The organism is Streptomyces sp. L2, from assembly GCF_004124325.1.
Classification (GTDB): Bacteria; Actinomycetota; Actinomycetes; order Streptomycetales; family Streptomycetaceae; genus Streptomyces.
The window spans coordinates 1,050,495-1,072,919 of the sequence record NZ_QBDT01000001.1; the positions used below are offsets into that span (position 1 = coordinate 1,050,495).

Annotated in this window: 18 protein-coding genes; 4 read left to right on the forward strand and 14 right to left on the reverse strand. The window is 72.3% G+C overall.

Features of this window, described 5'->3' with window-relative positions:
• Nucleotides 1–27: 27 nt before the first annotated feature.
• Nucleotides 28–1,842 (reverse strand): gamma-glutamyltransferase, encoded by a 1,815-nt coding sequence (locus DBP14_RS04575; RefSeq protein ID WP_129305762.1) that lies wholly within the window; start codon nt 1,840–1,842, stop codon nt 28–30.
• 173 nt (nt 1,843–2,015) lie between these two features.
• Between DBP14_RS04575 and DBP14_RS04580 the strand changes: the two genes are divergently transcribed.
• Complete coding sequence (locus DBP14_RS04580) at nt 2,016–2,711, forward strand: DUF3558 domain-containing protein (RefSeq protein ID WP_129305763.1); 696 nt, start codon at nt 2,016–2,018, stop codon at nt 2,709–2,711.
• Between the two features lie 21 nt (nt 2,712–2,732).
• On the opposite strand, the gene DBP14_RS04585 is transcribed toward DBP14_RS04580, so the two are convergent.
• The 8 genes from DBP14_RS04585 to DBP14_RS04620 form a co-directional block, all read right to left on the reverse strand.
• Complete coding sequence (locus DBP14_RS04585; protein ID WP_129305764.1) at nt 2,733–4,286, reverse strand: NCS1 family nucleobase:cation symporter-1; 1,554 nt, start codon at nt 4,284–4,286, stop codon at nt 2,733–2,735.
• Between the two features lie 26 nt (nt 4,287–4,312).
• A complete protein-coding gene (locus DBP14_RS04590; protein WP_129305765.1) occupies nt 4,313–5,335 on the reverse strand; it encodes a TIGR03842 family LLM class F420-dependent oxidoreductase in 1,023 nt (340 codons plus the stop codon).
• Nucleotides 5,336–5,346: 11 nt separating this feature from the next.
• A complete protein-coding gene (gene hydA, locus DBP14_RS04595) occupies nt 5,347–6,750 on the reverse strand; it encodes a dihydropyrimidinase (RefSeq protein WP_129305766.1) in 1,404 nt (467 codons plus the stop codon).
• A 118-nt stretch (nt 6,751–6,868) separates the two neighbouring features.
• Nucleotides 6,869–7,711, reverse strand: coding sequence for a nitrilase-related carbon-nitrogen hydrolase (locus DBP14_RS04600; RefSeq protein ID WP_129305767.1), 843 nt, complete (start codon nt 7,709–7,711; stop codon nt 6,869–6,871).
• 169 nt (nt 7,712–7,880) lie between these two features.
• The gene (locus DBP14_RS04605) at nt 7,881–9,491 is read right to left on the reverse strand and encodes a PucR family transcriptional regulator (RefSeq protein WP_129305768.1); all 1,611 of its coding nucleotides are present in this window, start codon (nt 9,489–9,491) and stop codon (nt 7,881–7,883) included.
• Between the two features lie 20 nt (nt 9,492–9,511).
• Nucleotides 9,512–10,795, reverse strand: coding sequence for an aspartate aminotransferase family protein (locus DBP14_RS04610; RefSeq protein WP_129305769.1), 1,284 nt, complete (start codon nt 10,793–10,795; stop codon nt 9,512–9,514).
• Nucleotides 10,792–11,634, reverse strand: coding sequence for a nitrilase-related carbon-nitrogen hydrolase (locus DBP14_RS04615; protein ID WP_129305770.1), 843 nt, complete (start codon nt 11,632–11,634; stop codon nt 10,792–10,794). Before DBP14_RS04615 ends, DBP14_RS04610 begins: the two co-directional genes overlap by 4 nt.
• Before the next feature lie 158 nt (nt 11,635–11,792).
• Nucleotides 11,793–12,059 carry a helix-turn-helix transcriptional regulator gene (locus DBP14_RS04620; protein ID WP_129305771.1) on the reverse strand — a complete coding sequence of 89 codons (267 nt, stop codon included), beginning with the start codon at nt 12,057–12,059 and terminating at the stop codon, nt 11,793–11,795.
• Between the two features lie 85 nt (nt 12,060–12,144).
• Here DBP14_RS04620 and map point away from each other — a divergent pair, with 85 nt between their 5' ends.
• Together map and DBP14_RS04630 are read left to right on the forward strand one after the other, a co-directional pair.
• On the forward strand, nt 12,145–12,912 hold the full coding sequence (gene map / locus DBP14_RS04625; RefSeq protein ID WP_129305772.1) for a type I methionyl aminopeptidase: 768 nt from the start codon (nt 12,145–12,147) through the stop codon (nt 12,910–12,912).
• 475 nt (nt 12,913–13,387) lie between these two features.
• Nucleotides 13,388–15,943, forward strand: coding sequence for an ATP-dependent Clp protease ATP-binding subunit (locus tag DBP14_RS04630; protein WP_129305773.1), 2,556 nt, complete (start codon nt 13,388–13,390; stop codon nt 15,941–15,943).
• Between the two features lie 32 nt (nt 15,944–15,975).
• Here the strand turns inward: DBP14_RS04630 and ggt are convergent, their stop codons facing one another.
• Nucleotides 15,976–17,775, reverse strand: a complete 1,800-nt coding sequence (gene ggt / locus DBP14_RS04635; protein ID WP_129305774.1) for a gamma-glutamyltransferase — start codon at nt 17,773–17,775, stop codon at nt 15,976–15,978.
• A gap of 143 nt (nt 17,776–17,918) precedes the next feature.
• Here ggt and DBP14_RS04640 point away from each other — a divergent pair, with 143 nt between their 5' ends.
• Nucleotides 17,919–18,677 (forward strand): hypothetical protein, encoded by a 759-nt coding sequence (locus DBP14_RS04640; RefSeq protein ID WP_129305775.1) that lies wholly within the window; start codon nt 17,919–17,921, stop codon nt 18,675–18,677.
• Nucleotides 18,678–19,002: 325 nt separating this feature from the next.
• Here DBP14_RS04640 and DBP14_RS04645 read toward each other — a convergent pair whose 3' ends face one another.
• The 4 genes from DBP14_RS04645 to DBP14_RS04660 form a co-directional block, all read right to left on the reverse strand.
• Nucleotides 19,003–19,482 carry a DUF6278 family protein gene (locus tag DBP14_RS04645; protein ID WP_129305776.1) on the reverse strand — a complete coding sequence of 160 codons (480 nt, stop codon included), beginning with the start codon at nt 19,480–19,482 and terminating at the stop codon, nt 19,003–19,005.
• 15 nt (nt 19,483–19,497) lie between these two features.
• Complete coding sequence (locus DBP14_RS04650) at nt 19,498–20,277, reverse strand: exodeoxyribonuclease III (protein WP_129305777.1); 780 nt, start codon at nt 20,275–20,277, stop codon at nt 19,498–19,500.
• Nucleotides 20,278–20,327: 50 nt separating this feature from the next.
• Complete coding sequence (locus DBP14_RS04655; RefSeq protein ID WP_129305778.1) at nt 20,328–20,963, reverse strand: MBL fold metallo-hydrolase; 636 nt, start codon at nt 20,961–20,963, stop codon at nt 20,328–20,330.
• 163 nt (nt 20,964–21,126) lie between these two features.
• Entirely contained in the window at nt 21,127–22,416 is a 1,290-nt protein-coding gene (locus tag DBP14_RS04660; protein WP_129305779.1) for an alpha/beta fold hydrolase, read from the reverse strand.
• Between the last annotated feature and the right edge of the window lie 9 nt (nt 22,417–22,425).

Here is a 22,425-nt window from a genome sequence, read left to right on the forward strand (position 1 = left end):
GGACTCGCGCCGAACACTGTGCGCCGCTCAGCGCCCGACCGCGTAGCCCTGCATCCCGCGCGGGTTGGCGGCGGCCGACAGGACGCCGGTCTCCGGGTCGCGGGCGACCGCGCACAGCCGGCCCTCGGACCAGGCCGGGCCGACGGTGACGTCGTGGCCGCGCCGCCGCAGTTCCGCGACGACCTCCGGGGCGGTGCGGGACTCCACGGTCACGCTGCCGGGGCGCCGGCCGCGCGGGTAGAAGGAGCTGGGGAAGCTGTCGTTGTGCCAGTTGGGCGCGTCGACGGCGCCTTGCAGGTCGAGGCCGCCGCGGACCGGTTGACGCAGGGCAGCGGCGAGGAAGAAGTGCGGCTGCCACTGGTCCTGCTGGTCGCCGCCGGGCGTGCCGAACGCCAGCACCGGGGTGCCGCCGCGCAGGGCGAGGGAGGGGCTGAGCGTGGTGCGGGGGCGGCGGCCGGGGGTCAGGGAGTTCGGCAGGCCCTCCTCCAGCCAGGTCATCTGCAGCCGGGTGCCGAGCGGGAAGCCGAGTTCGGGGACGACCGGGTTGGACTGGAGCCAGCCGCCGCTGGGCGTGGCGGAGATCATGTTGCCCCAGCGGTCGACGACGTCGAGGTGGCAGGTGTCGCCGCGGGTGGTGCCGTCGGCGGCGACCTGGGCCTCCCCCGTCAGGTCCGCGACGGTCGGCTCGCCGGTGCCCATCGGGTTGAACACGGACAGCTCCCCCACGTCCACGCACGCGTGCGCCGGGATGCGCGGGACGCGGCCGCCGGGACTTCCGGGGCGCAGCTCCCAGGAGCCCTCGGCGCCGACGAGGGACCGCCTGGCGGCGTTGTACTCGTCCGACAGCAGTGCGGCGAGGGGCACCTCGGCGGCGTCGCCGTACCAGGCCTCGCGGTCGGCCATGGCGAGTTTGCAGCCCTCGATCAGCAGGTGGACGTAGTCGGCGCCGCCGTGGGCCGGCAGCTCGGGCGGGAGCAGGGCGAGCTGCTGGAGGAAGGCGGGGCCCTGGCTCCAGGGGCCGGGCTTGCACACGGTCCAGCCGTTCCAGTCGTAGGTCGCCGGCGTCTCGTAGGCCGCCGACCAGCCGGCGAGGTCGGACTCGGTGAGCGTGCCGGTGTGCCGCGCTCCGCTGGTGTCCAGGGTGGGCCTCCGGGACTGCCGTAGCAGGGCGTCGGCGATGAAGCCGGAGCGCCACACCTCGCGCGCGGCGTCGATGCGTGCCTCCCGGCCGCCGGCGCCCTCGGTCTCGGCGAGCAGCCGTTCCCAGGTGGCGGCGAGCGCCGGGTTGCGCAGGAGCCGGCCGGGCCGGGGGGCGTGGCCGCAGGGCAGGTAGAGGGCCGCCGAGGAAGTCCACTCGGTCTCGAACAGCTCCCGCACGCTCTCGACCGTCTCGCCGACCTTCTCCACGGGCGGGTGGCCGTGCCCGGCGTAGCCGATGGCGTAGGACAGGACGTCGTCGAGGGACCTGGTGCCGTGGTCGCGCAGGAGCAGCAGCCAGGCGTCGAAGGCGCCCGGCACGGCCGCGGCCAGCGGGCCCGTACCGGGCACGAGGTCCAGGCCGAGCCCCCGGTAGTGGGCGACGGTGGCGCCCGCCGGGGCCACGCCCTGCCCGCACAGCACGCGCACCGCGCCGCCCGCCCGGGCGAGCAGGATCGGCACCTCACCGGCGGGCCCGTTGAGGTGCGGTTCCACGACGTGCAGCACGAAGGCACCGGCGACCGCCGCGTCGAACGCGTTGCCGCCGCCCTCCAGGACCGCCATCGCCGACTGGGACGCCAGCCAGTGGGTGGAGGCCACCATGCCGTAGGTGCCCTGGAGGGTGGGCCGGGTGGTGAACCGCATCTGTCGCCTCCGAGGTTCGAGCGTGAGTTCGCGCCTGAGTTCTCGCCGACCGCTCACCGACATAAACGGACATACAACACGACTGCGGTCGGGCAGAGTTACCGGGCGGACACTCAGCGAGTTGACCCTTCCGCCGCACAGGTAGTCGTGTGAGACTGTCGTCCCCGTCCACCATGCGGACCCTTCCGTACCCCCTCCCCCACGAGAAGTGTGCCGTGCCCCTGCCTCTGCCGCTCGCCCTCACCGCGCGCCTGACGCCGGTCGCCGTGCTCGCCTGCGCCGGCTGGGCGCTGACGTCGGGTCCGGCCGCGCCGCCCGCCGCGGATCACCAGCCCGACCCGGCGTCTCCCACGCACTCCTCCTCGGCGCCGTCGTCCACGGCGGTGTCGAAGTCGTACACCACCTCGCCCGCGCCCTGCGGCGCCGTGCCCGCGTCGACCGTGAAGTCCCTCGTGCCGGGTGCGAAGACGGCGGGCAAGGAGATCCCGTCGACCGACACCAAGCTGCGCCGCACGTGCTCGTGGAACGCGCTCAAGGGCTACGACTACCGGTGGCTGGACGTCTCCTTCGAGATCACGGAGTCGGACCAGGCGGCGCAGAAGGAGTACGAGGAGCGCGTCAAGGAGAAGAGCGGCGGAGGCGCCGTGCCGGGGCTCGGCGACTCCGCCTACTCCGTCGTGAACCTCACCACGGAGGACAAGCAGCAGACCCGTGAGGGGGTGGTGCTGGTGCACGTCTCCAACGCGCTGGTGATCGTCACGTACAACGGGAGCGACTTCGAGACGAAGAAGGCGCCGAGTACTGATGTGATCAACAAGGGGGCTATCAAGGCTGCGCGGGCTGCGGTGGGGGTTTTGCCTAAGGGGTGAGCTGGGCTGGGCCTCGCGTCTTCAACTGCGGGCCGGTGGGGGCTGGTCGCGCAGTTCCCCGCGCCCCTTTGGGGCGCTCGTCATCAGGGTCAGATACACCACCAGCGACGTGCCCAGGCCCACTGCCCAGCCGTAGTCGGCCAGGGGGGAGAGGGCTGGGATGGGGCGGCCGTTGAGGAGGGGGTTGAAGTCGGCGCCGCCGATTGCCAGGATGCCGCCGGCCAGGAAGGCGGTGACCGCGCGCCAGTTCCAGCCGGCGTTGTACCAGTAGCGGCCGTCCGGGCGGTACAGATCGGCGAGGACCAGGCGGGTGCGGCGCAGGAACCAGTAATCGGCGATGAGGATGCCGGCGACGGTGCCGAGCAGACCGCCGACCAGGCCGAGCCAGGTGAAGATGTAGCCCTGGGGGTCGGAGTACAGCTTCCAGGGGCAGATCACCACGGCGAGTACGGCGGTGATGAGGGCGCCGGTGCGGAAACTCACGCGGCGGGGCGCGATGTTGGAGAAGTCGAAGGCCGGGGAGACCAGGTTGGCCGCGATGTTCACGGACAGGGTCGCCACCAGCACGGTGACCAGGGCGTAGAGCAGTCCGACCACGTTGTCCGTCTTGGCGGCGAGCTGGACCGGGTCCCAGACCGGCTTGCCGTACACCGCCTGCGAGCCGGAGGTCACCAGCACGGACAGGAAGGCGAACAGGGTCATCGTGGTGGGCAGGCCCAGGGCCTGGCCGCGGGTCTGCGCCTTCTGGCTCCTGCCGTAGCGGGTGAAGTCCGGGATGTTCAGGGACAGTGTGGACCAGAAGCCGATCATGCCCATGAGGGAGGGCCAGAACAGCTTCCAGAAGTCGCCGCCCCAGCCGAGCTTCGACGGCTGGTCGAACAGCGGGCCGACCCCGCCGGCCTTGCTGCTCATCCACCACAGCATCACGAGCGCGCCGACGATCACGAACGGCGCGGCCCAGTTCTCGAAGCGGCGGATGGTCTCCATGCCGCGGTGGATGATGGCGACCTGGAGCACCCAGAAGATCGCGAACGACAGCCACATCGTCCAGGCATAGCCGCCGATGTGGGACGTGTTCGCCCAACTGTCGCCGATGAGCTTCCCGGCGAGGAAGTAGATGGCCTCGCCGCCGATCCAGGTCTGGATGCCGAACCAGCCGCACGCCACCAACGCCCGTACGACGGCGGGCAGGTTGGCGCCGCGCACGCCGAAGGAGGCGCGGGCGAACACGGGGAAGGGGATGCCGTACTTGGGTCCGGCGTGCCCGGTGAGCAGCATCGGGACGAGCACGATCAGGTTGGCCAGGGCGATGGTGAACACCGCCTGCTTCCAGTCCATGCCGACGGCGATCAGACCGGAGGCCAGCGTCCAGGACGCCGTGTTGTGGGCCATGCCGACCCACAGCGCGGAGAAGTTGTACGTCGTCCAGGTGCGCCGGGCGACCGGCACGGGCAGCAGGTCGGCGTTGGCGTAGGGGCCGCTGGGCGGTGGAGTGCCGGGGGCGATCTCCACGCGCCCGTCGGCGAGCGTGACCTGGGCGGAGGACGGTATGCCGGGGGGAGCGGTGTCGGTCATGGGCAGCCCAATCGGAGGATGACCGGTTATCTGGAGTTGACGGCCGGGATGACCTCGGTCCCGTACGCGTCGATCACGGCTTCCCGCGCGTCGTGCATGGCGTACACGGCGAACTGGTCGACGCCCAGTTCGCGCAGCGCGTTCAGCTTCTCGATGTGCTTCTCGACCGGTCCGATCACGCAGAACCGGTCGACGATTCCGTCGGGCACGAAGGCGGTGTCCGGGTTGCCGCTGCGCCCGTGGTGCGCGTAGTCGTAGCCCTGGCGGGCCTTGATGTAGTCGGTGAGTTCGTCGGGGACCTGCGCGGAGTGCTCGCCGTACTTGGCGACGAGGTCGGCGACGTGGTTGCCGACCATGCCGCCGAACCAGCGGCACTGTTCGCGGGCGTGGGCGAGTGCCTCGGGCGAGTCGTCCTCGGTGACGTAGGCGGGGGCGGCCACGCAGATGGTGACGGAGGCGGGGTCGCGTCCGGCGGCTACGGCGGCGTCCTTGACCGCCTTCACCATGTACTCGGTGAGGTAGAGGTCGGACAGCTGGAGGATGAACCCGTCGGCCTCCTCGCCGGCCATCTTGAGCGCCTTCGGCCCGTACGCGGCCATCCACACGGGGAGTTCGGCGCCCGGCCCGACCCACGGGAACTTGATCACCGTGCCGCCGAGGTCGGCCTCCTCGCCCCGGCCGAGGGCACGGATGACCTTCATGGCCTCGCTGATCCGGGCCAGCGTGTTGGGTTTGCGGCCGGCGACGCGCATCGCGGAGTCACCGCGCCCGATGCCGCAGACGGTGCGGTTGCCGAACATGTCGTTGAGGGTGGCGAAGGTGGAGGCGGTCACCTCCCAGGTGCGGGTGCCGGGGTTGGTGACCATCGGGCCGACGGTCAGCCGCGTGGTGTTCGCGAGGATCTGGCTGTAGATGACGAACGGCTCCTGCCACAGCACGGCGGAGTCGAAGGTCCAGCCGTGGCTGAACCCGTTGTGTTCGGCCCGCTGCATCAGGCTGACGACGCGGGAGGCCGGCGGGTCGGTCTGCAGGACGAGTCCGAAGTCCATGGGTGGCACTCCTAGCTGAGGTACTGGCAGGTGGAGCGCGGGGTGAACGCGCCGTGTCCGGCGCGTCCGGTGAACTCCCGCTCGGTGATGACGGGTTCGCCGCGGGAGAGCACGGTCTCGACGCGGCCGGTGATGCGCCGGCCCTCGTAGGCGGAGTAGTCGACGTTCATGTGGTGGGTCTCGGCGGAGAGCACCTGTTCGGCGTGCGGGTCGTAGATGACGACGTCGGCGTCGGCGCCCGGCGCGATGGTGCCCTTCTTCGGGTAGAGGCCGAACATGCGGGCCGGGGTGGCGCAGGCGATCTCGATCCAGCGGCGCCGGGAGATGTGCCCGTCGACGACGGCCTGGTGGAGCAGGTCCATGCGGTTCTCGACGCCGGGCAGCCCGTTGGGGATCTTGGAGAAGTCGCCGCGGCCCAGTTCCTTCTGGCCCACGAAGCAGAACGGGCAGTGGTCGGTGGAGACCACCTGGAGGTCGTTGGTCCTGAGGCCCTGCCACAGGGCGGCCTGGTGCTCCTTGGGCCGCAGCGGCGTGCTGCACACGTACTTGGCGCCCTCGAAGTCGGGCTCGGCGAGGTTGTCGGTGGACAGGAACAGGTACTGGGGGCAGGTCTCGCCGAAGACGTTCAGGCCCTGGTCGCGGGCGCGGGCGAGTTCGGCGACGGCCTCGGTCGCCGAGACGTGGACGACGTACAGGGGGGCGCCGGCGACCTGGGCGAGGCGGATGGCGCGGTGGGTGGCCTCGGCCTCCAGCAGGGCCTTGCGGACCTCGCCGTGGTAGCGCGGGTCGGTCTCGCCCCGGGCGAGGGCCTGCTCGACCAGGACGTCGATGGCGATGCCGTTCTCGGCGTGCATCATGATCAGCCCGCCGTTCCCGGCGGCGCGCTGCATGGCCCGCAGGATCTGGCCGTCGTCGGAGTAGAAGACACCGGGGTACGCCATGAACTGCTTGAACGACGTGACCCCCTCTTCGACTAGCAGGTCCATCTCCTTGAGCGTCTTCGGGTTCACGTCCGAGACGATCATGTGGAAGCCGTAGTCGATCGCGCAGTTGCCCTCGGCCTTGGCGTGCCAGGCGTCCAGGCCGTCGCGCAGGGTTCCGCCGACGCTCTGGATGGCGAAGTCGACGATGGTGGTCGTGCCGCCCCAGGCGGCGGCCCGCGTACCGGTCTCGAAGGTGTCGGAGGCGTAGGTGCCGCCGAAGGGCATCTCCATGTGGGTGTGGCCGTCGACCCCGCCGGGGATGACGTACTTTCCGGTCGCGTCGATGAGATTGTCCGCCGTCAGGGCTTCGGCGGCGGGGGTGCCGGTTGCCGCGATGGCGGCGATGCGGGTGTCTTCGATGAGGATGTCGGCGTGGATCTCGTCTGCGGCGGTGATGACCAGGCCGTTGCGGATGAGGGTGCGGGTGCTCATGGGCCGACTCCCTTGTGGGCATGTGCGGGTTGTGTGTGGCTGGTCGCGCCACGCGGCGGCAGCCGCAAATCGAGTACAGTCCCGCGCCCCTTTCGGGGCGCCTCCCTGGGCCCCGCTTTTACGGCGCCGTCAGCGGGCCGTACGCTCCCGGGACGCGGTCCCTGTAGAACTGCCAGCGGTCTCGGACCTCGCGGAGTTTGGCCATGTCGAGGTCGCGGACGACGAGTTCGGTCTCCTTGTCGCTCGCCACCTCGCCGACGAACTGGGCCTCGGGGTCCACGAAGTACGTCGTGCCGTAGAAGTCGTTGTCGCCGAGGTCCTCGACGCCGACCCGGTTGATCGCGCCGACGAAGTACTCGTTGGCGACGGCCGCCGCCGGCTGCTCCAGCTGCCACAGGTAGCGGGAGAGGCCGCGCGAGGTCGCCGAGGGGTTGAAGACGATCTCGGCACCGGCGAGGCCCAGGGCCCGCCAGCCCTCCGGGAAGTGGCGGTCGTAGCAGATGTAGACGCCGATCCGGCCCACGGCGGTGTCGAAGACGGGCCAGCCGCCGTTGCCGGGGCGGAAGTAGAACTTCTCCCAGAATCCCTGCACTTGGGGGATGTGGGTCTTGCGGTACTTGCCGAGGTAGGAGCCGTCCGCGTCGATCACGGCGGCGGTGTTGTAGAGGACGCCCGGCTGCTCCTCCTCGTACATCGGCAGGATCAGGACGATGCCCAGTTCCCGGGCGAGGGTCTGGAAGCGGCGGACGGTCGGGCCGTCCGGGACGCGCTCGGCGTACTCGTAGAACGCCTTGTCCTGGACCTGGCAGAAGTAGGGCCCGTAGAACAGCTCCTGGAAGCAGAGGACTTGGGCGCCCTGCGCGGCGGCGTCGCGGGCCGCCTGCTCGTGCACCTGGATCATGGACTCCTTGTCGCCGGTCCAGGCGGTCTGGAAGAGGGCGGCACGGATCACTCGGCTCATCGGGACCTCCGGTCGCTCGGTGTAGGGCGAGCCTAGGAAGCCGTACGGGCCGGATTGAGGTGCAGTGTGTCACGTCCGCGGGGGTGCGGCGTGCCACCGTGTCACGTGTTCGCCGGACCATGTTTCACCGCCGTTTTCCCTGGTCGTCACGGGTTGGTCGTCACGGGTGTCACTGCTGTTGCGCGTCGTGCGCGAGGAGCGCGATGTGCACGGAGGCGGCCTGCTCGAAGTCGTCGAGGTCGGCGCCGAGGCGTGCCTGTATCGCCTCCAGGCGGCGGTAGAGGGCGGGGCGCGAGACGTGGTGCAGCTGGGCGGTGCGGGACTTGTTGCGGCCGGTCGCGAGGTAGGTCCGCAGCACGTTCAGCAGTTCGGGACCGCCTGTGTCGAGCAGTCCGGCGAGTTCGCGTTCGGCGAAGGACTGCACCTGCGGGTCGTCCCTGAGCAGCCGGATCAGACCGCGCAGGTGGACGTCGCGGAGGCGGACGACGGCCGGCAGGTCGAGGGCGGCGGCGGAGTCGGCGACCGCGTCGGCGACGTGCCGGGCCTCGCGGAGTCCGGCGGGCACATCGTCCCAGGCGGTGCGGGGATCGGCGGCGGCGACCACCTCGCAGGCCGTGTCGCTCCCGTCGCGCAGGCGGGCCGCGAAGTGGGCGGTCAGGGCGCAGGCGTCCTGGTCGCGGGCGAGGCTGAGCAGGACGGCGGTCGCGTGGTCGCCGAGGTCGGCGACGATTCCCGCCAGGCCCAGCACCCGGAGCAGCCTTTCGAGCCGGCCCGGGTCGCCGCCGGGGACGACGAGCGGCACGAACGTCCGCCGGTTGACGGGCAGTCCGGCGGCCCGCGCGCGGGGCAGCAACTGCCGGGCGGGTACGGCCCCGGAGACCAGGTCGGTGAGCAGGCTCTCGGCGGACTGCTCCTCCCAGGTGCGGGCTGCGGCGCCGCCCAGCATGCGGTGCAGGACGAGCGCCTCGGCGGCCCGTTCGGCGAGCAGCCGTCCGGTGGCCGGGTCGCCGCGGTACCCGCACAGCAGGAGCCGGCCCCACCGCTCGCCCCGGCCGCCGAGTTCGGCGCGGATCCAGCCGTCGCCCTCGGTGCCTCCTCCCGTGCCTGAACGGCCCGGGTGGTGCCCCCATGCCTGCCGGGCGATCCGTTCCCAGTCGCGCAGCACGTCGTCCACGGCGGGCCGCTCCCCCGCCGTGGCGAGGACGCGGTGGGCGAGGTTGGTGACGACGACGGGGCAGGCGGCGTGCTGGGCGACCTCGTCGAGCAGCCGGCCGAGCGGGGCGCCCGCGGTGATCAGCCCGGTGAGGGCGGTGCGTACCGTCTCCGACAGACTGACGGCCGCGAACTTGCGCCGGACCAGCCGGCACTGCACCTCCTCCGTCAGTTCGGCGAAGGGGAACGGCCGGTGCAGGACCACCAGGGGCAGCCCGCACCGCTCGGCGGCGCGCCGCATCACCTCGGGCGGCGTCGGGAACGCCCGCCCGAGGCCGAGCACGACGGCGGCGGCCTCCGCGCGGTGCAGGGACTGGATGTACTCGGCCTGCTTGGCCTCGTCGCCGGCGAGGAGGACGCCGGTGGTGAGGACCATCTCGCCGCCGGTGAGCATCACGCCGACGTCGGCGGCCTCGGCGACGTGCACCCAGCGCACCGGCCGGTCCAGCTGCCCGGCCCCGGCCACCACCTCGGGTTCCCCGGCGAGCACCCGCTCCAGGGTGAGCACCTGCCGGACGGAGAGGGCGGGTTCGAAGGTCTGCCTCGGGTCGGGGACGGTGTGAGCCATGGCGCTGTCCTTCAGGTGATTCAGTACGTGCTCCTGAGGGCGCGTTCGAGGATCGCCGCGCCCTCCTCGGCCTCCGCGACGGTCAGCGACAGCGGTGGGGCGACGCGCAGGGCGCTGGTGCTGTGGCCGCCGCCCTTGCCGATGAGGAGCCCGCCCGCGCGGGCCGCCTCCAGGACGGCGGCGGCCGCCCGCGGATCGGCCTCGTCCGTGCCCGGTTTGACGAGTTCGACGCCGATCATCAGGCCGCGCCCGCGTACCTCTCGGACGCCGGGCAGCTGGGCGCCGACGGAACGCAGCCGTTCCAGGAGCAGGCCGCCGACCCGGCGGGCGTTGCCCTGGAGGTCGTGTTCCAGCAGGTAGGTGAGGTTGGCGAGGGCGCCGGCCATGGTGATCTGGGTGCCGCCGAAGGTGGAGATGCTGTTGGAGTCCAGGCAGTTCATGATCTCGGCGCGGGCGACGACGCCGCCGACGGACATGCCGTTGCCGATGCCCTTGGCGAAGGTGACGATGTCCGGCGGGCCGCTGCGGGCGTGCGCCTGCCAGCCCCAGAAGTGCTCGCCGGTGCGGCCCCAGCCGGTCTGCACCTCGTCGGCGATCCACAGGATCCCGTGCTCGTGGAGCACCTCGCGGAAGGCGGCGTACAGGCCGTCGGGGGGCGAGGTGAAGCCGCCGACGCCCTGGATGGGTTCGGCGATCAGCGCGGCGGGCGGGCGGGTGTGGCCGAGGATGTCTTTCAGATCCGCGACACACGCGTCGATGAACGCGCGGTCGTCGAGTTCGGCGAACGGGCCGCGGCTGCGGACGCCGCCGTGGACGTAGAGGGTCTGCAGCGGGGACAGGGAGGTCGGGGACCAGCTGTTGTTGCCGGTGATGCCGACCGTGCTGAACGAGCGGCCGTGGTAGCTGTTGCGCATCGCGAGCACGGTGTTGCTGCGCCGGAACGCGGTGGCGAGCAGCAGCGCGGTGTCGTTGGCCTCGGTGCCGGAGGTGGTGAAGAAGACGCGGGCGTCCGGGATGCCGCTCAACTGGGCGATGCGCTCGGCGAGTTCGACCATCGGCCGGTTGAGGTAGAGCGTCGAGGAGTGGATGATCCGGCCGGCCTGTTCGCTGACCGCCTTCGTCACCTCGGGCAGGGCGTGCGCGGTCATCGTGGTGAGGATGCCGCCGAAGAAGTCCAGGTACTTGTTGCCCTCGGCGTCCCAGACGTGGCGGCCCTCGCCGTGGGTGATCTCCATCGGCTCGTCGTAGTAGAGGGCGAGCCAGTCCGGGAGGACGGCGCGGTGGCGGGCGTAGAGGTCGGTCACGGCTGCACCAGTCCTTCGTAGGCGTCGGGGCGGCGGTCGCGGTAGAAGGCCCACTGCTGCCGGACCTGCTCGATGAGGTCGAAGTCGAGGTCGCGGACGACGAGTTCCTCGGTCTTGTCGCTCGCCGGGTCGCCGACGAACCGGCCGAGGGGGTCGACGAAGTAGCTCGTGCCGTAGAAGTCGTTGTCGCCGTACTCCTCCTGGCCGACGCGGTTGATGGCGGCGACGAAGTACTCGTTGGCGACGGCGGCCGCGGGCTGCTCCAGCTGCCACAGGTAGGAGGAGAGGCCGCGGTGGGTGGCGGAGGGGTTGTAGACCAGCTGGGCGCCGTTGAGGCCGAGTTGGCGCCAGCCCTCGGGGAAGTGGCGGTCGTAGCAGATGTAGACGCCGACCTTGCCGACGGCGGTGTCGAAGACGGGCCAGCCGAGGTTGCCGGGTTTGAAGTAGTACTTCTCCCAGAACCCCTTGACCTGCGGGATGTGGTGCTTGCGGTACTTGCCGAGATAGCTGCCGTCGGCGTCGATGACGGCGGCGGTGTTGTAGTAGAACCCGGACTGCTCGACCTCGAAGACGGGGACGACGATCACCATGCCGGTCTCGCGGGCCAGCTCCCGCATCCGGGTCACGGTCGGCCCGTCGGGCACCGGCTCGGCCCAGCGGTAGTGCTCGGGCTCCTGGACCTGGCAGAAGTACGGCGCGTTGAAGACTTCCTGGAAGCCGATGACCTTCGCGCCCCGGCGGGCCGCCTCGCGCGCGTGCTCCTCGTGTTTCGCCACCATGGACCCGGTGTCGCCGGTCCAGGCCGCCTGGACCAGGGCGGCACGTACGACGTTGGCCATGAGCTGCTCCTTCGACGCGACGTCCGAGCCTCTACGCCCGTAGAAACGGCCGTAGAGGGACGAACGTAAGCCTCTCGGGCGGCCTTGCCAAGACCATCGTCGCCAACCCCGCGGAGTCGATCACGATTGACACCCCTGTGGGTGAGCGGGCGCCCTGCTCAGGCGGCGGTTTCGGCTGCGCCCACCGGCGCGCACCGGGCCGTGAGGTCGTCCATGGAGAGCCCGAGCACGCGGGCCAGGGCCGCGACGGTGAAGAACGCGGGGGTCGGCGCGCGGCCGGTCTCGATCTTCCGGAGGGTCTCGGCGGAGACGCCCGCCTCGGCGGCGACCTCGGCCATGCTCCGGGCACCGCGCGCCTCGCGGAGCAGCCGGCCGAGCTGTTCGCCGCGTTCGCGCTCTTCGGGGGTGAGGGGGGTGCGCACCATGCGCCCATTCTAATACCGGCCGCGTTCGGCGAGGCCTAGTCCGCCAGACAGGGGGCCCTATTCAAATACCGGTATAGTAATTGGCATGATGGAACTGAAGACGGACGCGTCGATCGATGCGATGTACGCGGTGGGCCAGGTCGTGGGGCGAGCCCTCACGGCCGTACGGCAGGCCGCGGACGTCGGGGTCAGCCTGCTGGAACTGGACGAGGTGGCCCGGGAGGTGCTGCGCGAGGCCGGTGCGTCCTCGCCCTTCCTCGGCTACCGTCCCGCGTTCGCGCCGGTCCCCTTCCCGGCCGTTGTCTGCGCCTCGGTCAACGACGCGATCGTGCACGGCGTCCCGACCGCGTACCGCCTCCGGGACGGTGACCTCGTCTCCATCGACTGCGGCGCCGAACTGGACGGCTGGGTCGGCGACTCCGCGATCAGCTTCGTGGTGGGCCGGCCGGACCCCGCGGACCTGCTGCTGGTCGAGACCGCCGAGCGGGCGCTGGCCGCGGGCATCGGGGCGGCCGTCGTCGGCAACCGCATCGGCGACATCGCGCACGCCGTGGGCCGGGTCTGCCGCGACGCCGGGTACGGCATCATGTCCGGCTTCGGCGGCCACGGCATCGGCCGGCGCATGCACGAGGACCCCGAGGTCCCCAACGAGGGCCGGCCCGGACGCGGCCTGCCCCTGCGCCACGGCATGGTCCTGGCGATCGAGCCGATGCTGATCGCGGGCGGCACGGACGGCTACTTCTCGGCGCCGGACGGCTGGACCCTGCGCACCACCGACGGCTCCCGCGCGGCCCACGCGGAGCATACGGTGGCGATCACGGAGCGGGGGCCGCGGGTCCTTACGGCGCGGTAGCCCCAGCCGGTCTGTAGCGCGGGCCGGGGCTACGGGGCAGGCCGGTAGCGCAGGCGCCCTCCCGGGCGGGGGGGTGCCGTCGTACGGCGGGTGCGGGTCCGTGGGGGCCTGTCGCGCAGTTCCCCGCGCCCCTTGGCGTCCTCCCGGGCGGGGGTGCCGTCGTACGGCGGGTGCGGGTCCGTGGGGGCCTGTCGCGCAGTTCCCCGCGCCTCTTGGCGCCCTCCCGGGCGGGGGGTGCCGGCGTACGGCGGGTGCGGGTCCGTGGGGGCCTGTCGCGCAGTTCCCCGCGCCTCTTGGCGCCCTCCCGGGCGGGGGGTGCTGGCGTGCGGCGGGTGCGGGTCCGTGGGGGCTGGTCGCGCCGTTCCCCGCGCCCCTTCGGGGCGCGCCTCTCAGAAGGGCGTGGGATCGTGGCATGAGCGAGCGGCACCGGGGTTACCCGTCCGTTCCGCACGTCGTCAGCGAAGGAACCCGCGCCATGACCAACGGCTACCCTCCTGACCCCTTCGGTGATTTCCTGGCCCGCTTCTTCGCCGGGAACACCGGCGGACCCTACGGCAGGACCGGCGGAGCACCCCGGCACATCGACATCGGCCGACTGCTCAGCCAGCCGGCCCGGGAGCTGGTCAGAGGAGCCGCGCAGTACGCCGCCGAGCACGGCAGCCGCGACCTGGACACCCAGCACCTGCTGCGCGCCGCCGTGGCCGCCGAGCCCACCCGGAGTCTGCTGACCCGGGCGGGCGCCGACCCGGACTCGCTGGCCACGGAGATCGACGACCGGTCCGGGCCGGTGCAGCACGCCCCGGAGGAGGCGCCGCCGCCGACCTCCCTGTCGCTCACCCCGGCCGTCAAGCGTGCCCTGCTCGACGCGCACGACATGGCCCGGGCGAGCGGCGCCGGATACATCGGCCCGGAACACGTGCTCAGCGCGCTGGCCGCGAACCCGGACTCGGCGGCCGGGCACATCCTGAACGCGGCCCGCTTCTCGGCCGGCCGGCTGCCGCCGGAGGCGCAGGAGAGCGCGCCCCAGCGGCCCGAGCGGCAGCGCTCCTCGTCGACGCCGACGCTGGACAAGTACGGCCGCGATCTGACCGAGCTGGCCCGGCACGGCCGTATCGACCCCGTCATCGGCCGCGACGACGAGATCGAGCAGACCATCGAGGTGCTGTCCCGGCGCGGGAAGAACAACCCCGTGCTGATCGGCGACGCCGGGGTCGGCAAGACGGCCGTCGTCGAGGGGCTCGCGCAGCGCATCACCGACGGCGACGTGCCGGACGTCCTCATCGGGCGCCGGCTGATCGCCCTGGACCTGACCGGAGTCGTCGCCGGCACCCGGTACCGGGGCGACTTCGAGGAACGCATGAACAGCATCGTCGAGGAGATCCGCGCCCACTCCGACCGGCTGATCGTCTTCATCGACGAACTGCACACGGTCGTCGGCGCCGGCTCCGGCGGCGAGGGCGGCGCGCTGGACGCCGGCAACATCCTCAAGCCCGCGCTCGCCCGGGGCGAACTGCACGTCGTCGGCGCGACCACGCTGGAGGAGTTCCGCCGGATCGAGAAGGACGCGGCGCTGGCCCGCCGCTTCCAGCCGATCCTGGTGCCCGAGCCGACCGTCGGGGACACCGTCGAGATCCTGCGCGGGCTGCGCGACCGCTATGAGGCCCACCACCAGGTCCGCTACACCGACGAGGCGCTGGTCGCCGCCGTCGAGCTGTCCGACCGCTACCTCACCGACCGCAGGCTGCCCGACAAGGCGATCGACCTGATCGACCAGGCGGGCGCCCGGGTCCGGCTGGGCTCCCGGACCAAGGGCACCGACGTGCGCGCCATGGAGCGCGAGGTCGAGCAGCTGGTCCGGGACAAGGACCAGGCCGTCGCCGACGAGAGCTACGAGCAGGCCACGCAGCTGCGGGACCGGATCGGCGAGCTGAAGCGGCGGATCGCCGACGCGAGCGGCGGCGACAAGGCCGATGAGGGACTGGACCTGGAGGTGACGGCCGAGGCCGTCGCCGAGGTCGTGTCCCGGCGGACCGGCATCCCGGTCAGCCGGCTCACCCAGGAGGAGAAGGAGCGCCTGCTCGGCCTGGAGCAGCACCTGCACCAGCGGGTGGTCGGCCAGGAGGAGGCGGTCGCCGTGGTCTCCGAGGCGGTGCTGCGCTCGCGCGCCGGGCTCGCCAGCCCGGACCGGCCGATCGGCAGCTTCCTGTTCCTCGGCCCGACCGGCGTCGGCAAGACCGAGCTGGCGCGGGCGCTCGCCGAGGCGCTGTTCGGCAGCGAGGACCGGATGGTCCGGCTCGACATGAGCGAGTACCAGGAGCGGCACACCGTGTCCCGGCTGGTCGGCGCCCCGCCCGGGTACGTCGGCCACGAGGAGGCCGGCCAGCTCACCGAGGTGGTCCGCCGGCACCCGTACTCGCTGCTGCTGCTCGACGAGGTGGAGAAGGCCCACCCGGACGTCTTCAACATCCTGCTCCAGGTGCTGGACGACGGCCGGCTCACCGACTCGCAGGGCCGCACTGTCGACTTCACCAACACGGTCATCGTGATGACCAGCAACCTCGGCTCCGAGGCGATCACCCGGCGGGGCGCCGGGATCGGCTTCGGGCCGGGCGGCGCCCAGGCGGACGAGGACGCGCGGCGCGAGCAGATCCTGCGGCCGCTGCGGGAGCATTTCCGGCCGGAGTTCCTCAACCGTATCGACGAGGTCGTCGTCTTCCGGCAGCTGACCAGTGATCAACTGCGCCGGATCACCGACCTGTTGCTGGAGCGCACCCGCCGGCTCGTGGACGGGCAGGGGGTGACGGTGAGGTTCACCGGTGCGGCCGTCGACTGGCTCGCCGAGCGCGGCTACCAGCCGGAGTACGGCGCCCGCCCGCTGCGCCGCACCATTCAGCGGGAGGTGGACAACCAGCTGTCCCGGCTGCTCCTGAACGGCACGATCACCGAGGGCAGCCGGGTCACCGTGGACACGGCGGACGGGCGGCTGGAGTTCCGCACGGAGGAGGACCCGCCGCCGCAACCGGAGTTGTGAGGCCCGCCGGGCTCAAGGCGCTCCGACTGGTTCTACGGCGCCGGATCGACCACCATCGCCGAGCCGCCGCCGCGCCGTACCCGCTCCGCGGCGGCCAGCCACTTCCCGTCCGGGAGCCGCTGGACGCCCGTGGCCGCGCCGATCTCGGGGTTGACCGTGAAGCTGTGCCCGATGGCCTCCAGCCTGCCCCGCAGCGCGCTGTCGTACAGGGCGGGTTCCAGCTCGGTGCGTGCGGCGTTGCGCTGGCTGGCGCGCGGAGCCGCGATGGCGTCGACCAGGGGGAGGTGCCGGTCGACGAACTCGGTGAGGACCTGGAGCACGGTGGTGATGATGGTCGCGCCGCCGGGTGAACCGAGCGCCACGACGGGCCGGTTGTGGCGGTCGAGCACGATGGTCGGGGAGATCGACGAGCGGGGCCGCTTGCCCGGTCCGGGCAGGTTCGGGTCGTGCACGGCCGGGTTGGCCGGGGTGAAGGAGAAGTCGGTCAGCTCGTTGTTGAGCAGGAAGCCGCGGCCGGGGACGGTCATGCCGCTGCCGCCGGTCTGCTCGATGGTGAGCGTGTAGGAGACGACGTTGCCCCACTTGTCGGCGACCGTCAGATGGGTGGTGTGCTGCCCCTCGTACGTCGTCGGCGCCGCTGTACCCCCGGAGCGGCAGGCCGCCGGGTGGCGCGGGTCGCCCGGTGCGAGCGGGCTGGTGAGGACCGCGTCGTCCCGGACGAGGCAGGCCCGCGAGTCGGCGAACCGCTGGGAGAGCAGCTGCCGGGTCGGCACGTCCTCGAAGGCGGGGTCGCCGACCCAGCGCCCGCGGTCGGCGAACGCGATCCGGCTCGCCTCGATGAAGTGGTGCAGGTACTGCGTCTCGCTCACCCGGGAAAGAGGCGTGTCCTCCATGATGTTGAGCGCCTCGCCGACCGTGGTGCCGCCGGAGGAGGAGGGTGCGATGGAGTACACCTTCAGCCCGCGGTACGACGTCTCGGTCGGCCGCTGGAGCTTGGCGCGGTAGGCGGTGAGGTCCTGGGCGGACAGCTTGCCGGGGCGGGCGTTCCAGCCGGAGGCGGGGTCCACGGGCGGCTTGTTCACGGTGGCGACGATGTCCCTGCCGAGGTCGCCGTGGTAGATCGCGCCCATGCCCTTGCGGGCGAGTTCCTCGTAGGTCCGGGCCAGTTCGGGGTTCTTGAAGGTGGAGCCGACGGCCGGGAGGTGTCCGCCGGGCAGGAACAGCTTGGCGGTGTCCGGGAAGTAGCGGAACCGGGTCTCGTTGGACGCGGTCTGGGAGCGGAAGGTGTCGTCGACGGTGAAGCCGTGCCGGGCGATCCGCTCGGCGGGCTTCAGGACCGTGCCGAGCCGTCTGCTGCCCCACTGGTCCAGCGCGGTCTGCCAGGTGGCGGGGGTGCCCGGGGTGCCGACGCTGAGGCCGCTGGTGACGGCGTCTGCGAAGGAAAGGGGCTTGCCGTCCTCCACGAACAGCTGCGAGTCCGCGGTGAGCGGGGCGGTCTCACGGCCGTCGATGGTGTGCACGGTACGGGACTTGGCGTCGTAGTAGACGAAGAAGCCGCCGCCCCCTACGCCGGCGGAGTACGGCTCGGTGACACCGAGCGCGGCCGCGGTGGCCACGGCCGCGTCGACCGCGTTGCCGCCCTCGCGCAGCACCTCGATACCGGCCGCGGTGGCGTCCGCGTCGACGCTGGCGACCGCGCCGCCGTAGCCGACGGCCACCGGCGTCTTGGCCGGCCGCTCGCCGCCGGCCCCCGGCGGTGCGGCCGCGCCCACCGTGACCAGGGCGGCCGAGACCGCCAGAACCGCCAGTTTCCGCGTGCCAGGACGACCCATGTGCGCCTCCCGTCGGTGACCGTCCGCGCAGCGTAACGGGATCGCCGCAGCCTCGACAGGGCGCCTCGGCCGCCCACCGCACGAATGCCGCACATCGAACACCGGTACGTACGGGGGTTGCAGGGCCGCTAGCATGCGCGGCCATGAACGACGACGTGCGCAACATCGTCCTCGGTGTGATCGCGGCCGGTATCAGTGCGGCGCTGGGCTGGATCGCCCGAACGTATCTGTGGCGGCGCAGGCTCCGCCGCAGACAGGCCTTCCTCGGGCTGCCGGAGAACTCGGAGTCACTGCTCGTCGTCAACCGCGACCCGGCCACGGCGGAACCGGCGGTGCACCGCTTCGACGTGTTCGCCCTGCTGGAACTCTCCGCCCTCGTCAAGGACTGCGGCGCGAACGTCCAGGTGGTCACCCAGGACACGGTCCGGCAGGGGCTCGGCGAGCGCACCGAGTTCTGCGTCGGCGGGCCGGCGTCGAACCGGCGGATGCTCGCGCACATGGCGGCGATGCTGCCGGGCGTGCGCGTGAACGTCGACCCCGAACCCGGGCCGGACCGGGGCGCGTTCCAGATCGGCGGCGAGCGCTACCGCATGGACCCGGGCGTGACCGAGTACGTGCTGCTGGCCCGCCTCACCGCGGGCACCCGGCGCGACACCCGGCCGGTGTTCCTGTTCTGCGGCCAGCGGGCCATCACCAACCAGGCGGCCACCCGCTACCTCGCGCGCGAGCACGAGCGGCTGAGCCGCAAGTACGGGGGCAACTCCTTCGTCCTGCTGCTGAAGGTGGTCAACTCGCAGGCGTACGGCGCCGACGTGGTCGAACTGGTCGCGGACGTCACGCGGGCCGCGCAGGCGCCGCTGCCGGAGGCAGAGGCCGCACGCACCTCGCACCGGGCATCCTGAGCGGCGGTCCTTCCCTGTGCGGGACGAGCACAACTCGTCCGGCGCGCAGCTGACCTTCTCCTCGCCGTCGGACGACCCGTCGTACCTGTCCGTCCCGCTGCGCGAGCAGTGATCTCCGGCTGCCGCCGGACGAGCCTGGCCCGTGTCACCTGCCACCCCCCTGCGGTTCCGGCGCCGCCCGGGTACTCCCCCGACGGCACACACGAGCGAGGCATGCGTGAAGGGCAAAGCCTAGTCGAGGTTCGGCGCGATGGGGTTCGGCGGCGGCGGGCAACTGCGCACGACCGCCCGGAAAGCGGCAGGGACGGCGGCCCGGCCGGGCCGTTCAGTCCTCGGCGACCTCCGCGTACAGCTGGGAGAGTTCGGGGACACCGCTGGCGGCCCAGTCCCGGCCGGGGCCGACGACCTCGACCTCGCGCCCGGAGGCGAGACGGACGACGGGTTCGCCGTCGGGCCGGATCTCCCAGGCGGCGCCGGGGACGGTGCGCACGACGACCGTGCCCAGGTACAGCCCGGCGTCGTTGCCCAGCCAGGGCAGTACTTCCGCGTCGTCGCGCCAGCGCGGGACCATCTGGTCCAGGGCCTCCAGGGAGGCCGGCGTGTCGTCGAGCCGGACGCCCGCCCCGGCCGCCTGGGAGCGGAGCAACTCGCATTCGGACAGCAGCGCGGCGATCGACTCGGGGTCGGCGGGCAGCACCGGATCACCGCTTCTGCCATGACCGCCCTCGCCGGGACTGGTCTCGCCGTGACCGCTCTTGTCGTGACCGCTCTTGTCGTGTCTGAGGCCCAGGAACGGAATGTTCATGGCCCCAGCGTGGCATCAGACGTCGAGGTCGACCACTACCGGCGCGTGGTCGGACGCGCCCTTGCCCTTGCGTTCCTCGCGGTCGACGTATGCGTCCTTGACCGCCTGGGCGAACGGCTCGTTGCCGTACACCAGGTCGATGCGCATGCCGCGGTTCTTCGGGAAGCACAGCTGGCGGTAGTCCCAGTACGTGAACGGGTGCTCGTACTTCAGCGGGCGCGGGACGACGTCCGCGAGGCCCGCCTCGCGCAGGGAGGCGAGGGCGGCGCGCTCGGCGGGCGTGACGTGCGTGGAGCCCTCGAACGCGGCCCGGTCGTAGACGTCGTCGTCCGTCGGTGCCACGTTGTAGTCGCCGAGGACGGCGAAGGGCCGGCCGCCGGCCGCATCGCCCGCGACGGCGGCCTTCAGCGCCTCGAACCACTGGAGCTTGTAGGCGTAGTGCGGGTGCTCGACCTCACGGCCGTTGGGCACGTACACCGACCAGACGCGGACCGGGCCGCAGGTCGCCGAGAGGGCGCGCGGCTCGGTCACGCCGTCGTAGCCCGGGTCGCCGGGCAGCCCCTTGACCACGTCCGTCAGCCCGACGCGGGAGAGCACCGCCACCCCGTTCCACCGGCCGGTCGCGTGCACCGCCGCCTCGTAGCCCAGCTCGCGCAGCTGCTCGAACGGGAACTGCTCCTCGGCGATCTTGGCCTCCTGGAGGCAGAGCACGTCGGTGCCGCTGCTCTCCAGCCAGGCGAGGAGCCGCGGGAGGCGGGCGGTGATCGAGTTCACGTTCCAGGTCGCGATGCGCATGCTCTCCAACCTACCCGGAGGGTGTGACAACCCGGTCCCGGCCGCGGCTCTCAGAGGTCGGCGGAGGCGCCGGGGGCCAGCCGCTGGTGGTCCGCGCCGCCCAGGGCGCCGATCTGGCGGTCGTAGATGGGCCGGGCGAGGTCGGTGAGCAGGGCGTCGTGCACGTCGTAGGCGCGCTGCGGCCGGACCTCGCGGACGTAGTCGATGACCTCGGAGATCTTGTTCCAGGGAGCCATCACGGGGAGCATCAGGGTCCGCACCGGGCGGCCGGGGACGGTGAGGGCGTCGCCGGGGTGGAAGACCATGCCGTCGTCGATCAGGTAGCCGACGTTCGTCACGCGCGGGATGTCCGGGTGGATCACGGCGTGCAGTTCGCCGTGGACCTGGACGTCGAAGCCGGCCGCGGTGAAGGCGTCGCCGTGGCCGACGGTGTGGACCCGGCCGGGGAAGGCCGCCGTGAGCTGTCCGGCGACCGACTCCAGGGTCCAGAGCTCGGCCGCGGGCCGCGCCTCCAGGGCGGCCCGCAGCCGGCCCTCGTCGAAGTGGTCCGGGTGCTCGTGCGTGACGAGGATCGCGTCCGCGCCGGCGGTCGCGTCCTCCTCGCTGAACATGCCCGGGTCGATGACGAGGGTCCGGCCGTCCTTCTCCAGACGGACACATGCGTGGGACTGCTTCGTGAGCCTCATGGTCGTCCATCCTGCCCCGTCCGGTGCGCGGAACGGGCCGCCCAGCCTGGTGCTCCCGCCACCGGTCTGACGATCACCCGCACAGAGGCGGCGGGCAGCCCGTCCGCCGGGCCGCTCCCGGCTCACGCGAGGACCCCCGCCTAACGCGAGGCCCCCCGGCGCTTCACTCCCCGGGGTTCGTCTCCTCCCGGATGACCTGCTGGGCCACCGTGAACGCGGCGCCGGCCGCCGGGAGGCCGCAGTACACGGCGGCCTGGAGGAGCACCTCCTTGATCTCCTCCGGGGTGAGTCCGCCGCGCAGCGCCGCCCGCGTGTGCGCGGCCAGCTCCTCCGTGTGCCCGCCGACGACGAGCGCGGTCAGCGCGACACAGCTGCGGGTACGGCGGTCCAGACCCGGCCGGTCCCAGATCTCGCCCCAGGCGTAGCGGGTGACGAACTCCTGGAAGTCCCCGGAGAACTCGTCGGCCCGCGCCAGCGCCCCGTCGACGTGCGCGTCGCCGAGCACCTCGCGGCGGATCTTCAGCCCGGTCTCGTACCGGTCGGCGGCCGCGAGGGGCTGCGGCTCCGCCGCGGCGGGCGCGATCTCGGCGATCGGCGCGGCCTGCGGCGGCGCGGCCAGGGCCGGGTTCACCGGGGTGGCGGGGAGCACCGTCTGACCGGTCTCCAGCGGCTGCTGCCAGGCGGTGGAGAAGTGCCGTACGAGCAGGTCGGTGACGGCGGCCGGCTGCTCGACCGGCACCAGGTGGGAGGCCCCGGGCACGACGGCGAGCCGGGCGTCCGGGATGCCGGCGACCAGGGTGCGGGCCTCGGCGGGGCCGGTGACGCGGTCGTCGGAGCCGACCAGGACGAGGGTCGGTACGCCGACCCGGCCCAGCTCCTGCCGTACGTCGAACCCGGCCAGCGCCTCGCACGCGGAGATGTAGCAGCCGGGGTCGGTGGTGCGGACCATCTGCACGGCCCACTCGGTGATGGCGGGCTGCGCGGCGGCGAAGCCACCGGTGAACCAGCGGTCGGGAGAGGTCCGGGCGATCGGGTCGAGCCCGTTGGTCCGGACGACCACGCCACGCTGGCGGAACTCGTCGGCGGTGCCGAACCGGGGCGAGGCGGCGACCAGGGCGAGGGACGCGACCCGCTCCGGGTGCCGCAGCGCCAGCTGGATCCCGACGGCACCGCCCAGCGCACAGCCGGCGTACCCGAACCGCTGCACGCCGAGCGCGTCCAGGGTGGCCAGCAGCTGCGCCGTCAGCTCGGCGACGGACCCGGCCGGACGCGCGGGTGCGCCGCCGTGCCCGGGCAGATCGAACCGAAAGACCCGCCACTGCCTCGTCAGCTCCGGGATCTGGCGGTCCCACATGTGCCATGTGGTACCCAGTGAGGGACCCAGGATCAGGACCGGAGCGTCTTCTGGCCCGTCGAAGCGGTATTGCAGGGTGTTCGGGGGTGTCTCACTCACGCCCCAGAC

Coding starts and splice junctions, on each gene's coding strand:
- DBP14_RS04575 (WP_129305762.1), bottom strand. CDS start 1,842: ATGCGGTTCACCACCCGGCCCACCCTCCAGGGCACCTACGGCATGGTG.
- DBP14_RS04580 (WP_129305763.1), top strand. CDS start 2,016: ATGCGGACCCTTCCGTACCCCCTCCCCCACGAGAAGTGTGCCGTGCCC.
- DBP14_RS04585 (WP_129305764.1), bottom strand. CDS start 4,286: ATGACCGACACCGCTCCCCCCGGCATACCGTCCTCCGCCCAGGTCACG.
- DBP14_RS04590 (WP_129305765.1), bottom strand. CDS start 5,335: ATGGACTTCGGACTCGTCCTGCAGACCGACCCGCCGGCCTCCCGCGTC.
- hydA (WP_129305766.1), bottom strand. CDS start 6,750: ATGAGCACCCGCACCCTCATCCGCAACGGCCTGGTCATCACCGCCGCA.
- DBP14_RS04600 (WP_129305767.1), bottom strand. CDS start 7,711: ATGAGCCGAGTGATCCGTGCCGCCCTCTTCCAGACCGCCTGGACCGGC.
- DBP14_RS04605 (WP_129305768.1), bottom strand. CDS start 9,491: ATGGCTCACACCGTCCCCGACCCGAGGCAGACCTTCGAACCCGCCCTC.
- DBP14_RS04615 (WP_129305770.1), bottom strand. CDS start 11,634: ATGGCCAACGTCGTACGTGCCGCCCTGGTCCAGGCGGCCTGGACCGGC.
- DBP14_RS04620 (WP_129305771.1), bottom strand. CDS start 12,059: ATGGTGCGCACCCCCCTCACCCCCGAAGAGCGCGAACGCGGCGAACAG.
- map (WP_129305772.1), top strand. CDS start 12,145: ATGATGGAACTGAAGACGGACGCGTCGATCGATGCGATGTACGCGGTG.
- DBP14_RS04630 (WP_129305773.1), top strand. CDS start 13,388: ATGACCAACGGCTACCCTCCTGACCCCTTCGGTGATTTCCTGGCCCGC.
- ggt (WP_129305774.1), bottom strand. CDS start 17,775: ATGGGTCGTCCTGGCACGCGGAAACTGGCGGTTCTGGCGGTCTCGGCC.
- DBP14_RS04640 (WP_129305775.1), top strand. CDS start 17,919: ATGAACGACGACGTGCGCAACATCGTCCTCGGTGTGATCGCGGCCGGT.
- DBP14_RS04645 (WP_129305776.1), bottom strand. CDS start 19,482: ATGAACATTCCGTTCCTGGGCCTCAGACACGACAAGAGCGGTCACGAC.
- DBP14_RS04650 (WP_129305777.1), bottom strand. CDS start 20,277: ATGCGCATCGCGACCTGGAACGTGAACTCGATCACCGCCCGCCTCCCG.
- DBP14_RS04655 (WP_129305778.1), bottom strand. CDS start 20,963: ATGAGGCTCACGAAGCAGTCCCACGCATGTGTCCGTCTGGAGAAGGAC.